At 42.4% G+C, this 14,270-nt stretch carries 10 protein-coding genes and 1 pseudogene; 4 read left to right on the forward strand and 7 right to left on the reverse strand.

Going from position 1 to position 14,270, the window contains the following annotated elements:
- Nucleotides 1–100: 100 nt before the first annotated feature.
- The 5 genes from QZT69_RS02800 to QZT69_RS02820 all read right to left on the reverse strand — a co-directional run bounded on the left by QZT69_RS02800 (nucleotide 101) and on the right by QZT69_RS02820 (nucleotide 7,289).
- Nucleotides 101–3,241, reverse strand: coding sequence for an efflux RND transporter permease subunit (locus QZT69_RS02800; protein WP_294670307.1), 3,141 nt, complete (start codon nucleotides 3,239–3,241; stop codon nucleotides 101–103).
- A gap of 12 nt (nucleotides 3,242–3,253) precedes the next feature.
- Nucleotides 3,254–4,303: an efflux RND transporter periplasmic adaptor subunit gene (locus QZT69_RS02805; protein ID WP_294670309.1), complete on the reverse strand. Its 1,050-nt coding sequence runs from the start codon at nucleotides 4,301–4,303 to the stop codon at nucleotides 3,254–3,256.
- 39 nt (nucleotides 4,304–4,342) lie between these two features.
- The gene (locus QZT69_RS02810) at nucleotides 4,343–5,644 is read right to left on the reverse strand and encodes a TolC family protein (RefSeq protein ID WP_294670311.1); all 1,302 of its coding nucleotides are present in this window, start codon (nucleotides 5,642–5,644) and stop codon (nucleotides 4,343–4,345) included.
- 26 nt (nucleotides 5,645–5,670) lie between these two features.
- Complete coding sequence (locus QZT69_RS02815) at nucleotides 5,671–6,291, reverse strand: TetR/AcrR family transcriptional regulator (protein ID WP_294670313.1); 621 nt, start codon at nucleotides 6,289–6,291, stop codon at nucleotides 5,671–5,673.
- 281 nt (nucleotides 6,292–6,572) lie between these two features.
- Nucleotides 6,573–7,289 (reverse strand): hypothetical protein, encoded by a 717-nt coding sequence (locus QZT69_RS02820; RefSeq protein WP_294670314.1) that lies wholly within the window; start codon nucleotides 7,287–7,289, stop codon nucleotides 6,573–6,575.
- 103 nt (nucleotides 7,290–7,392) lie between these two features.
- Between QZT69_RS02820 and QZT69_RS02825 the strand changes: the two genes are divergently transcribed.
- Together QZT69_RS02825 and QZT69_RS02830 are read left to right on the forward strand one after the other, a co-directional pair.
- On the forward strand, nucleotides 7,393–8,334 hold the full coding sequence (locus tag QZT69_RS02825; RefSeq protein ID WP_294670315.1) for a DMT family transporter: 942 nt from the start codon (nucleotides 7,393–7,395) through the stop codon (nucleotides 8,332–8,334).
- Nucleotides 8,335–8,384: 50 nt separating this feature from the next.
- Entirely contained in the window at nucleotides 8,385–9,305 is a 921-nt protein-coding gene (locus tag QZT69_RS02830; protein WP_294670317.1) for a DUF58 domain-containing protein, read from the forward strand.
- Between the two features lie 68 nt (nucleotides 9,306–9,373).
- Here the strand turns inward: QZT69_RS02830 and QZT69_RS02835 are convergent, their stop codons facing one another.
- Nucleotides 9,374–10,765, reverse strand: coding sequence for a DUF4301 family protein (locus QZT69_RS02835; RefSeq protein ID WP_367241775.1), 1,392 nt, complete (start codon nucleotides 10,763–10,765; stop codon nucleotides 9,374–9,376).
- A gap of 141 nt (nucleotides 10,766–10,906) precedes the next feature.
- Here QZT69_RS02835 and QZT69_RS02840 point away from each other — a divergent pair, with 141 nt between their 5' ends.
- Together QZT69_RS02840 and katG are read left to right on the forward strand one after the other, a co-directional pair.
- Nucleotides 10,907–11,590, forward strand: coding sequence for an O-methyltransferase (locus QZT69_RS02840; protein WP_294670319.1), 684 nt, complete (start codon nucleotides 10,907–10,909; stop codon nucleotides 11,588–11,590).
- A 183-nt stretch (nucleotides 11,591–11,773) separates the two neighbouring features.
- On the forward strand, nucleotides 11,774–13,981 hold the full coding sequence (katG, locus tag QZT69_RS02845; protein WP_294670320.1) for a catalase/peroxidase HPI: 2,208 nt from the start codon (nucleotides 11,774–11,776) through the stop codon (nucleotides 13,979–13,981).
- A gap of 61 nt (nucleotides 13,982–14,042) precedes the next feature.
- Here katG and QZT69_RS02850 read toward each other — a convergent pair.
- A pseudogene (locus QZT69_RS02850) lies at nucleotides 14,043–14,270 on the reverse strand (c-type cytochrome); the annotation flags it as partial.

The following is a 14,270-nucleotide window of genomic DNA, read 5'->3' on the forward strand; positions in this document are numbered from 1 at the left end:
TCGAAATTACAATAAATACTCAGTTGACATCGAAATTGAGTACAAAAAATCCGGCAGTGATAGTCTGCCGGATTCCCCATTCTTTTGTGCTAGTTAAATATTAGATCACTCCGTGAACGGTAGCATCGTCTTCCCCCTCAAGGTTTATCTTCTTTCTAGTCAATTTTACCTGTAATCTGTCTACGACATAATACATAATTGGTACTACAATAATAGTCAAGAACATTGAACTTGTCAAGCCGCCGATCAAAATCCATGCTAATCCGTTCTTCCATTCAGCTCCTGAACCTGTTGCAGTTGCAATAGGAATCATACCGATTACCATCGCAATCGTTGTCATAAGGATCGGACGCATACGTTCACGAACTGCTTCCAGAAGCGCGCTGTATGTTGATCTTCCCTCCGTCTTCAGGTGATTGGTAAAGTCAACGATCAGGATGGCATTCTTGGCCACAAGCCCCAGGAGCATCAACATTCCGAGCATGGTAAAGATTCCCATGTTCGACTGCGTTAAGTTCAATGCCAGGATCGCACCGATCAATGAAACCAGGATGGAGAACAATACTACGAACGGATATACAAAGTTGTCGTAAAGTGCTACCATGATCAGGTAAACCAGGATCAAACCGATTCCCATAGCCATACCCAATGCTCCCATCGATTCTTTCTGACGTTTCACTTCACCACCCCAAAGCATGCGGACATTTTTATCCAATGGTTCTTTTTTCAGGTAGGCTGTAATGGAATCCGCCACCGTACCGGATGCTGTACCCAACACGTAAGATCTCAAAGTAGTGTTCGAAATACGGTTCTTTCTTTCCAGCTGACCGTAACCATTCTCAATAGAAACATCTGCAAATTCACTCAGGCGCACCTGTTTTCCGTCGTTTGTAACGAAAGTCATTTCATTGATGTTATCTACATTGCTTCTGTCGTATTTATCCAACATGATGCGGATATCGTATTCTTCTCCTTTCACATCAAAGCGGGCATCATCATTCCCGGTTAATCCGTTTTGGAGCTGCATTCCGACACTTGCAATCGGCAATCCCAATTGACCCATTTTCTCGCGGTCCAGATCGATACGTACTTCCGGAGAGAACTCATCCGTGGAAATACTCGGATCTTTGGCTCCCGGAATAGTCAAAATGTGCTTTTTCAGCCTTTTTGCTTCTTTCATCAATAAGTCAGAATCATCTGAAGAAAGGAAAATCTCAATAGGTGCTTCTTCCGAATCAACCATTCCCATGTTCAAAGCTTTCACTTCAACTCCCGGGTATTTGTCCTGGATTTTCTTTCGGATCTCACTCATGTAATTCAAAGTCGGATACTTTTTCTGCATATCCTTCTTCATTTTCACAGTAATCTCTGATCTGTTTTCCTGTCCGAAAGAAGCCGCTCCCATTCCGGAAGAAGGTCCGCCGACATTGGCAAAAACGATATCGATCACATCTTTCTGGGCAAGGATCATCTGTTCGATCTCCAGAGTCGTTGCATTGTTTTCTTCGAACGTTGTACTCTTATCGTATTTCAGTTTAATCATGAATTTCCCCTGGTCTCCCTGGGCAACGAATTCCTGTCCGACGATTCCAAGCCCCATCGTAGCCATACTTGCAAAGAAGATTACAACGATTCCCAGTCCCATAATGATCTTATGTCTCAAAGACCACGCAACCAGTTTCACATATCCTTCCGTAAACGATTTGATCATGTTCTCAAACCAGATCAGGAACAACTGGAACGGGTTCTTCGGATTCAACTTTACTTCCTTAGCCAGACGGGAAGCCAGCCATGGAGTCAGGGTGAAACAAACCAATAGCGACATCAATGTAGAAACCACAACAACCACTGAGAACTGGCGCAAAATATCCGAAATAGTTCCTTCGATGAAAACAACCGGCGAGAATACCACAACATCTACAAGGGTAATTGCCAATGCCGTGAATCCAATCTCGTTACGTCCGTCCAATGCCGCTTTTCTGCGCCCTTTACCCATTTGTAAGTGGCGGTAAATATTTTCAAGTACCACAATGGAGTCATCCACGAGGATACCGATAACCAAAGACATGGCAAGAAGCGTCATCAAGTTAAGTGTGTACCCCAGCATATACATGGCAATAAATGTAGAGATCAATGATGCCGGGATAGCAATCAATACGATCAATGCATTTCTAAAGCTATGCAGGAACAGCATCATTACTGCCGCTACCAATAAGACAGCCAATTCCAAATCGTGCAATACCGCATCTACGGATTCGATTGTCGGAAGTGAAGTATCTGTTGCAACCGTAAACTTGATTCCTTCTTCTTTGTATTTCTCTTCGATCTCTTTGAACTTCTGTTTCGTCAGGTTTGCCATATCCACGGCATTCGCATCACTTTGCTTTTTAATCCGAAGACCGATACCATTCAATCCGTTGAAACGGCTAACAGTTACTACATCTTCCGATCCGTCCGTCACATCAGCCACATCTCCTAAACGAACAGATGAAGCTCCGTCCGTATATATGATCAGGTTTTTCAAATCATCCACCGTTTGGAATTTTCCAGCCAAACGAACGGTCATCTGTTCGGTCTCATTCTTCAGTTTACCCGTTGGAAATTCAACGTTTGCAGCAGCAACAATCTGGTTTACCTGCCCTAAAGTCAATCCGTACATTTTAAGGCGGTCTTTGTCTACATCCACACGGAATGCTCGTTTTTCACCTCCGATCACCTGTACTTCAGCAACCCCTTTTGTTTGTTTGATCTGCGGAAGAAGCTGCTTGTCCATCAACTCCATGAATTCCCGGTCATCCATATTCTTAGCAATCGCACTTACCTGCAATACCGGCGCCGCATTCGGTTCGATTTTGGCAATGGTGGGCGATTTTGCTCCTTCCGGAAGATCGTTCAGGATCGTATTCACCTTTCGTTGTGCATCTTCCAAAGCAACGTCAATATCTGCCGCAGCCTTGAATTCAAGCATTACAATGGATGCATTGTCCATCGAGAAAGTTGTCACCTCGGAAATATTTTCCAAACCGCTCAAGGCATCCTCTAAGGGTTTGGCAACTTGCGTTTCGACAGTTGCAGGAGAAGCCCCCGGGTATAAAGTAGTCACTGTAAGAATTGGCGGTGAGAAATCCGGCAATAATTCATAGCTTAATTGATTGTAACTTATCAGACCTCCACCAATCAGAATTGTAAAAATTACAATAATGAAGGACGGTCTCTTAATGGATAGTTCCGTTAATGTCATGACCTTAGTTTATTAATTGGTTTTGATCTTTGCTTTGTCCTGAAGGTTCACCTGTCCTTTTACAACGATGACATCTCCTTTATTAATTCCACTCACTACCTCAATGTAATCTCCGTCTGAAGTTCCGGCATTGAATGTGGTCAAATGAGCTACGTTATTACGCACCACATATACCTGCGGATTTTTAGACGAACCAACCAAAGCAACACGCGGCACCGCAAGCCTTGTAACACTTGCATTGTTCTTCAAACGAACAGAACCATACATTCCAGCCATCAATTCTCTTTTCGGGTTCGGAACCGTGATCTGAACTTTGAAGTTGTGTGCTCTATCGGCTACTACGGAAATATTGGTGATTTTCCCGGAGAATTCTCTGTCTCCGTAAATATCAGCACGAACAGCAACCGCCTGTCCCAAACGGAATTTCAACACATCTCTTTCCGGAACATTTACGGTCAACTTCAGGCTCGAAATATCTGTTAGTTCAAACAATGGAGTTCCCTGTCCTACAAATGATCCCAAATCGATCATTTTCTTAGTCACAACCCCGGAATACGGTGCAACAATTGAAGTGCTTTTAATCTGTTTCTGGATTTGCTTTTTCTGCAATTCACCGGAGCGGACTCCCAAACGTGTTTTCTCTACCTGAACTCCGGAGACTGCGTTTTCTTTCTCCAGGTTTGAATAGCGTCTGTCATCATTCTTTTGTCCTTCCAAACCAACTTCAGCATTTTCAAGCTGCAGCTGCAGCATTTCATCATCTACTTTTGCAAGCAGCTGACCTTGTCGTACCTGGTCTCCTTCTTCGAAACGAATACTTACTAATTTCCCGTTCGCATCCGATCCAATCGTGTTTTGGCGGGAAGGCTCGAAAGTTCCAAGAAAAGCCAATGAACTTTCAAATGAATGAATAGTCGGAGAGCCGGTCTTTACCAAAACCGCTGCGTTTACGTCGTTGATGAAAATTTTCGCTTTAACCTCTTTCTGATTCGTCTTTAATTTGAATACAATTAGTCCTACCAAGACTACTGCTACGATGACTATAGTGATAACTCTTTTCATTTTACTTTTTTTATATTTTTATAAAAGCAATGCTTTCTCTTATTTAACGTTTCCGATATTCTTTAAATACTCTAATTCTGCCTGGCGCAACTGAACGTATGCCAAAACAACATTTGTCTGGGCCTGCTGCAAATCCGTACTTGCCCTTACAAGATCGTTGGAATCAACCGTTCCTTCGTTATATTGCAGTTCTGTTTGTTTGTAAACACTTTGAGAAAGTTTCAGTTGTTCCTGTGCAATTGCCAGTGAATTTACCTGAATCCCGATCTGGCGTTTTGAATTTTCAGTCTGCATATGCAGCTGCTGACTCAATAATTCTTCCTGGTTTTGCAGTTTCATGTGAGCCACCTTCGTAACCTTTTGCTTGTAATACTTTTCCATTCCGTCAAACAAAGTCCAATCCAGGCGGATCCCTAAAAATGCAGAAGGAATTCCCTGGCGCACATTATCCTCCGGCTTCATGTTATAGGTGTAATTGTATCCGGCAATAAAAGAAAGTGACGGCAGGTAATTCATGTTCGTTCCTTTTTTTTCCTCTTCATTCATACGGACCTGCGCGGCAATTAATTCCAATTCCGGGTAATTGATCGTAGATGCATCAACCAAAATGGACTTCTCCACCAAATCATCCGAAGCAAGTGTAATCTTTTGATCCTCCGGCAAACCTATCAGGATCTTCAGCAGCATTTCCAACTGATCTTTATTAGCCAGGAGCGTCTGCTTTCCATTTATTGAATTCAAACGGTTAATACGCAGTTTATCCACTTCTGTCTTAACAATCATTTTCTGCTTCTCCATCGCCTCCATATTCGCGATCAGTCGATCAATATTTACGAGGTTTGAGTCCACGAAATCAATTTGTTTATTCACTGCCTGTAGATTGAAAAACGTGTTGGCAACCTGCGTTTTACTGTCGCGCTCAGTGATTTTCTGCTGGATCTCTACAACCTGCTGTTGAATTTTCAGGGTACTGATCCCATAATTAATCTGCGGATTGAACAAAATCTGCTGTAACTGAACGGAGTTACTGAAAACGTATGGAACCCCAAACTTTACGGTTGCATACTGTCCCGGAGCACCTCCGAAAATCTCTGCCGGCAAGAGCTGTCCGGGAATAACTGCGTTGTAACGATAATCGGCATTCGCGACAATCTTCGGGTAACGCGCAGTTAAGTAGGAAGAAACCTGACTTTTATTCATTGCTACGTCCAAACGGGAATTAACAATGGATAAATTGGCCGTATCCGCCATCTTCAAACATGTTTCAAGGTCCAGAACCTGAGCCGAAGCACTGCTTCCGACTCCTAAAACCATGAGTACACCTAAAAAACCATTTCTCATATTAAATCTTTGTTTAAATGAAGTGTTTAACTATTTGTTTTCGGGTTAAACAGATACCCGATAAGCATTTCCGTAACATATTGTTTCTGGAGCATCAAACGCTCCTGGTATTGTTCCTCCGACAAATTGTTCAGGTATTTCATCAGGGGTTTTGCCATAAATGGATAATGACAGTTTGACATGATCAGCAACATGATATTTGTGAGGTCTATTTTGCGTATCACTCCTTTTTCCTGTGCTTCCAACAATTCTTCAAAAACACCTGTACTGGCAATCTTATCAAGGATTCCGGCATGATCGAATTCACACTTATCCCCTCTTGAAAGTTCAGATAGAATAAAACGCGGAATATCCGGATGAGAAGTCAGGAATTCAAATTCCCGTTCGATGAAAATCCGCATTTTTGATTCCAGGCTCAGGTCTTTTCGAAAAACCTCAATTGTTGAAAGCATAAAATCTTCCAATACCGCTTCGAAGACAAGCTTAAAGAGTTGTTTTTTGGAGCAGAAATAGTAGTTTACAAGCGCCACATTCATTCCCGCAGCTTTCGCTATTTCGCGGGAGGTACAGCCGTCAAATCCCTTAGCGATAAAGACATTCTTTGCAGCTTCCCGGATCTTTTCTTCTGTAGATAGTTCTTTGCTCATATTTTTAAAATCGCGACAAATTTAAACAACAATTTTAAACAAGCGTTTAAATTAATTCGATTTAATTAGATGAATTACCAAAAACACCAGTAAAATCAAGTGCTTTGAATTAAATCAGCTATTAAACAGGGCAAATTTCGGTACGGAACGATTAGCATACCACCAAAAATCGGCGAATGGTAACCAGAACACCGTGAATGGTGGAAACTGCTAAATAAAAAGAAAAAAATGCTCAAAGTTCAATTGAATTTATTTTGAACTCTTTAAACTTTTGAACATTTCTATTCTCCTGATGGTTCATCCAGGAATACGTCGGAGCGTTGATTATTGAAGTAAAGGGAGATTGCAAAACCAACAAATATAGACTGCGTTGGCGCTCTCAGGTCTTTTTCGGTATACCCTCCCGATGTAGTTGAACCGATTCTCGTTCCTGTGAATTGGTATCCTGTGAAGTTATATCCTACAATCCAGCGGTAAGCAACAGCTTCATCGGAAGCCAGTATAATAGAGACCAATGGCTCGACATATGCAGCAACTACTTCCTGTTTTCCATACTTTCTTGTTCCGGATGTCATAAACCAATGCTGGGCAATTCCTCCCCGTACGCCGAATTCCAATCCCAGGCGCGGACCTACCCAACTGGTCCAGCCCAATTCAATATCTCCTCCGAGAACATGCATTCCTCCGGTCATGGAATATACCTTCTGATGATTCGAAACAGAATCGTCACTTACTCCGGGTTCAAACGGAATACGGAATTGGTTCACTTTGTAATACATGTATTTAGGCCCGAAAGCTACATACCAATGTTTGAAAGGCTTATACTGGATTTTCGGGTGTGCATATACCAATCCGTTCAGATAATTCTTGAACATCTTATTACCCATTCCGGCCGGAAGCATTAACTCACCCGTTATGCTCCATTTATCATTTTCAATTTGTGCATTGGAATATGAAACTGAACTAAGAATAAACAATACTACCAGGAACTTTTTCATGTTGGGTCTTATTTTACCTTAAAGCTACAAAAGTATTTTCAGACGGTAAATAGAAATTGAACAAACATCGCCGGAAATTGAACATACGGTGTACTTTTGCAGTATGATCAGAGGAATTATATACATCGTTCTTTCGGGAATAGCATTTTTCATTGTTAACTTTTTTGTAAAACTGCTCGGAAACCCGGAAAACGATATTATTCCTCATCTTCAAAAATATCCTGCCCATGAACTGGTTTTTTTCAGAAGCCTTGTTTCCTTTCTGATCAGTGCAGCAATTATCAAATACCGCGGGCTCCCATTACTGGGAAATAACCGGAGATGGCTGCTTTTAAGAGGAACTGCAGGAATGCTTGCGCTCACAATCTTCTTCTTTACACTGCACAAATTACCACTGGCAATTGCTTCTACCCTTCAATACCTTTCCCCTATTTTCACCGTATTGATCGCTTCACAGCTGTTTCGGGAAAAAGTGAGCAAAATGCAATATTTCAGCAGTCTTATTGCATTTTCCGGTGTTATTTTTATTGGCTTCAACGGATTAACAGGCGGATTCAGCGGTCAAAAACCGGATCTTTTCTGGATGGGAATGGGAATTCTTTCCGCAGTTCTTTCCGGGGTAGCTTACAATGCCATATCGAAGCTAAAAGAAACCGAAGAAACGATCAACATCGTGATTTACTTCCCCATGCTTGCTCTTCCCCTGACCGGAATCTGGTGCTTGTTTGATTTCACCGTACCGATGGGAATTGAATGGCTGATACTGCTGACGATCGGTGTTTTTACACAAATAGCACAGGTCTGTATGACACGCGCTTTCCTGTCTACGGACACAGCCATTGTTGCCCCTTTCCAATACATCGGAGCGATCTATGCATTATTTTCAGGCTGGTTTATCTTCGACGAGAAATTAGAACTGGCTTCCATAATCGGTGTCTGCCTGGTGATTTTCGGAGTAATTGTCGGGACGATTTTCCGGGCAGGAAAAAACCGCAGAAAAGAAGTAGAACTTATCATGGAACCCGAAGCAGAAGTTCTTTCTTAAAATTCTTAAAACTTCCGTAAAACAATCACTTTTATCCGTATTTTCGAAGCATGTTGTCTACCATACAAAAAGACCAGCTAGCTCAGTTCGGCAATCTTGAATTACTTGCAAAACAGGTCGTAGAAGGTTTCATTACCGGAATGCACAAAAGTCCGTTTCATGGTTTTTCCGTGGAATTTGCAGAACACCGTTTGTACAATCCGGGTGAATCAACACGACATATTGACTGGAAATTGTATGGCCGGTCAGAGAAAATGTTCACTAAAAAATACGAGGAAGAAACCAATCTTCGCTGCCAGATGGTGGTCGACGTGTCTTCATCCATGTATTACAGCGGAAAGAATACGCTTTCCAAACTGGAATTCTCAGTCCTTGCCGCAGCATCTTTATCCGAATTATTAAAAAGACAGCGTGATGCGGTAGGACTTTCCTTATTCCACAACCGCTTGTTTTTACATACACCTGCAAAATCATCCGGGGCACATCACCGTTTCTTACTGCATGAAATGGAAAAACAGCTGCACGAATACCAGGCGGTTGATGCCAAACTTACTGAGACCATTTCCTGCCTGCATGATGTAGCGGAATTATGCCACAAAAGAAGCCTGATCGTCATTTTTACGGATTTATTGGACGATCCTTCCCGACTGGATGAATTTATGCAGAGCATTCAGCACATGAAACACAACAAACACGAAGTAGTGCTGTTTCATGTGATGGATAAAGCAACTGAGATCGATTTTGAGCTTGGACACAACCCGATCAACCTGATCGATATGGAAACGGGAGAAAAAATGAAGTTGCAGCCGGCTGAGATCAAAGAAAAGTACACCACGGAAATCAACCGTTATTTCAACGAAGTAAGCCTGAAATGCACCCAGTACAATGTCGATTTTTATGCAATTGACATCAAAGACCCCATACAGGATGTATTGGTGAAGTATTTACTGAAACGACAAAAACTGTATTAATTACCAATTACTAGTTACCAGTTACAAATGGAATAATTGGTAATTCGTCATTTGCAATTAGTAATTATTTAAGGTTGATGCGCCTTATCCAGCAAATCCAAAATAGATTTCACAGGACTGAATGTTTTGCTTGGTATCTCAACAAAAACCGTATTCCATTTAGCCATAGAACCATTCCAAAGCCCTGGTAATTCAACAAAATGTATGGATTGTCCATTGTGTGATTTACTCACTTTGAAATAGGCATTTTCATCCTTGAATGCATCCATATCTATTTTGGAACCATCGCTGTTTTTACCCTGGCAAACCATGATTACCGGGTTAAAGTGCGAAGATTGGATCATCACACGGACCTGATCGCTTTTTGGATTGATCTGCGCTTTTTCAACGATCTGTTTCGTAATCTCACCATTGTTTTCTACCCAGAAAGGACCTCCTCCCGGCTGACCTTCGTTTTGGACCATTCCACAAATACGAAGCGGTCTTTTCAACAGTTCCAGCTTCTCGTTTTGCGGTAAACTATTGAGCGACTCGTGAAATAACTGGTATTCGGCATTGAAATCATTCCAGGCCTCTTCCGAAAAATCGAGGGTCAATTTTTCTATTTTGTTTTGGACCTCCAGGAATAAGCCTCCAAGCATACGCTGTGTTTCAACAGCGATTTGCGAATGATTATAGTGTTGGATATTGTCGATATTCTTAATGAAAATCAAATCGGCATCTACTTCTGCAAAATTTTCCAGTAAAGCTCCGTGACCTGCAGGCCTTGTTAGTAAATCACCTTCCGGATTCAGGATTGGCTGGTAATTATCATCGAAAGCAACAGCATTTGTTTCCGCATTCTGCACTGAAAAATCAACATCAAATTTCTTCGAAGTCATTCCTTCCAAAAACTCCAATTGACGCTGGATGTATTCCTGGAATTTCGGCTGGATCGTAAAATGGAACGAACAGTTATTTTGGTTCAATAACTGCCCTTGTACCACATGTTCCTGGATCGGGCAAAGTAGAAAAGGGCCATTTTTATGAAAAGGAATCAATCCTTTCGGCAAATGTGCCAAACCATACCCTTTATTATTCAAAATGAACGATACGAATGCGTCCAGGTCCATGCTTCTATTGCGTAAAGCTTTTTGGATAGATCCCGGAAACTGGTAAAAGAATGCAAAATCTTCAATATGTGTCAGAAAACGTTCTACATACCCGCTATTGGTTTCGTTCGGGTTATCCAGGAATTCAAACAAGAAATGGAACATCCTTGATCCTGACCCAGAGGCCGGAATAAACACCGAAATCTTCTTGTTCGATTGATAGAAAGATTGTGCAAGATCTTCAATTTTTTCGGCATCCAAAGCAATGATGCCTTCATTGATCCGGCATGCTGAAACCAGGTTCAATGCAGGTTGTGGAGCCCGCAAGCGTTCCATCTGTAATTCTATTGTAGTTTTTAGCATAAGCATGCTTCCTGTAGCGTTTTTTTGTTTCTTTGTGTTATGCAAAATTCCAAATCAATTTTCGGATTTTTACTCAAGTCAAAAGGCAGACATGGTATCCATTCTCCCTTTGTTTTTGACTTTGTCGATAACTGTTTAACGACAAAAGTGGACAAAAATTTTCTCACAGCACGAAAAAAATGGCTGCAAAAGATCAAAAAGAACAAGGAACAATTTAAAATTATCGATTTAGGCGCAGGTTCCAAACAAATGGGAAAGACGCGATCTGTTTCTGAACTCGCAAAAAATGCCAGCAGTAAAGGCGTTTACGGGGATATTTTATGGAAAATTGCACAGCATTACAAACCTGTATTGACCCTGGAACTGGGAACTTCTATAGGAACAGGGACCATTCATCTGAAATCCGGAAATCCGGCAGGGCACATAATAACCGTTGAAGGATGTGATGCCATTTTATCACGGGCATCCCAGCAATTCGATTACTGGAAACTTTCCGGAATCACAACCATCTGCAGCTCTTTTGATGATTTTGTAAAACTCCCGGCCATTGGAAAATACGATTTGATCTTCCTCGACGGAAATCATTCGGGCAAAGCAACTACCCTGTATATAGACGCTTTATTTGAACACACCCACAGCAATACTGCTTTCATACTTGATGATATCCGTTGGAGCGAAGACATGTGGGATTGCTGGAAATACCTGTCTTCCGATCCGCGTTTTCATGTTTCCATTGACCTGGGACGAATGGGAATCCTATGGCGCCGGGAAGAGCAGACAAAAGAACAGTTTACGATCCGTCCTAAAATTTTCAAGACAAAATTGTTTTAAAGGTTCAAAGATGTTCAAAAAAAAGTTCAAGGGTTCAAAATTATTTAAGTCAATCCATTTGAACATTTGAACATTTGAACATTTGAACATTTGAACATTTGAACATTTGAACATAATTCATCCTAATCCTTTTTATTGACCCGAACAATTCATACATTTAAGGGAACTACCAAACTGGATAAGATGGAAAATAACTCAAACGGAGATGCTTCGAAATGCCCTTTTACAGGCGCAACCAATGGAAATGCCAACAATGAAAGAGTTATCAGGAACAATAACTGGTGGCCCAATCAATTACGATTAAATGTGCTCAGGCAGCGTGATGCCAAGTCTAACCCTTTGGGTGGCTCATTTAATTATGCTGAAGCATTTAAAAGCTTAGACCTTCAGGCTGTAAAAGCCGATTTGCGCCATTTAATGACAGATTCACAGGAGTGGTGGCCGGCAGATTTCGGGCATTACGGTCCCTTGTTTATCCGTTTGGCATGGCATAGTGCGGGAACTTACCGCATTGGCGATGGCCGAGGCGGTGCAGGATCAGGACAACAGCGCTTTGCACCTTTGAACAGCTGGCCGGATAATGCGAATCTGGATAAAGCACGCCGTTTACTTTGGCCGATAAAACAAAAGTATGGTCAGAAATTATCCTGGGCAGATCTATTGGTCCTTTCCGGGAATGTCGCACTGGAGTCTATGGGCTTTAAAACTTTTGGTTTTGCAGGAGGCCGGGCGGATGTTTGGGAACCGGACCAGGATGTTTACTGGGGCTCGGAAAAAACCTGGCTGAGCGACGACACACGTTATTCCGGTGACCGCAATCTTGAAAATCCACTTGCGGCTGTGCAGATGGGATTGATCTACGTAAACCCGGAAGGCCCCGGCGGAAATCCGGATCCGATAGCCGCGGCTAAAGATATCCGTGAAACCTTTGCCCGCATGGCCATGAACGACGAAGAAACAGTTGCTCTCATTGCCGGTGGACATACTTTCGGAAAAGCTCACGGTGCGGGAAGCCCGGATTTAGTAGGTCCGGAACCGGAAGGCGCAGGAATCGAAGAACAAGGCCTGGGCTGGAGCAATAAATTCAACACCGGATTCGGTGCTGATACCACAACCGGAGGACCGGAAGTTACCTGGACACAAACACCAACCAAATGGAGCAACCATTTCTTCGATAATCTGTTTGGCAACGAATGGGAATTGACCAAAAGTCCGGCCGGTGCACATCAATGGGTAGCAAAAAATGCAGAAAAAACCATTCCTGATGCACATGATCCGTCGAAAAAACACCTTCCAACGATGCTCACAACCGATCTTTCCCTGAGATTTGATCCGGTTTATGAAAAAATATCCCGTCGTTTTTACGAAAATCCCGATCAATTTGCAGATGCTTTTGCAAGAGCCTGGTTCAAATTGACCCATCGCGACATGGGACCGATAGAACGTTATTTAGGACCTGAAGTACCATCAGAAGTCTTGATCTGGCAGGACCCAATTCCAAAAGTTGATCACAAACCGGTTGATGCAAAAGACATCGAAAGCCTGAAGGAAAAGATCCTCCATTCAGGAATTCCGGCATCACATTTTATATCCGCCGCATGGGCTTCGGCTTCAACTTTCCGCGGCTCTGATAAACGCGGCGGTGCAAATGGTGCACGCATTCGTTTGGCGCCTCAGAAATTCTGGAAGGTTAATAATCCACAGCAGCTTGGAACCGTTTTGGAAAAACTGGAAAACATCCAACGCGATTTCAACAACCTTCAAAACGACGGGAAAAAGATATCACTAGCCGACTTAATCGTATTGGCAGGATGCACCGCAATAGAAAAAGCAGCAAAAAATGCAGGACATCCGATAAATGTGCCATTTACACCGGGACGTATGGATGCTTCACAAGAGCAGACAGATGTTGATTCTTTCTCCGCCATGGAACCTTTCGCTGATGGGTTTAGGAATTACCTGAAAGCCAAATCACTTATTTCTACGGAAGAGTTATTAATAGACAAAGCACAGCTGCTTAATTTGAGCGCACCTGAAATGACTGTTTTGCTCGGAGGAATGCGTGTACTGGAAACAAACTTTGATAACTCCAAACATGGCGTTCTTACTCAAAGACCGGGATCACTCACGAATGATTTCTTCTTACACCTGCTTGATACGAATACTGCTTGGAAGGCAACAGATGATCACCAGGAGTTGTTCGAAGGGCGTGACCGGAAAACAGGTGAACTGAAATGGACTGCCACAAGAGCAGACCTGGTTTTCGGGTCGAATTCCGAATTAAGAGCAATAGCTGAAGTCTACGGAAGTTCAGATGCGTCCGATAAATTTATTACTGATTTTGTGGCAGCCTGGACGAAAGTCATGAATGCAGATCGATTTGATCTATAAAAACAGTAGGCGCGCGATTAATCGCGCGCCTACTGTTTTTTTGGCATTCACCCTATGAATTTTAAGATTTTTCCACCGATCCCATTGTGATCACATAGCGAAGGATTTTCTCCTGCCCTGCCTCATCAATGTGATGTCCTTCTTTGTTATTCACTTTTTTCACCATTCGCGGCACAATTTCTCGCCACTCCGATTCTGGCTCTGAAGCCGGTTTCTTCAATTTGTGACACAAGTTGCAATTTGCTTCAAATAATTGTTTTCCCTGGTACAATTCATCCAGTGTATAGCC

The sequence above is a fragment of the uncultured Fluviicola sp. genome (assembly GCF_902168135.1).
GTDB lineage: Bacteria > Bacteroidota > Bacteroidia > Flavobacteriales_D > Crocinitomicaceae > Fluviicola.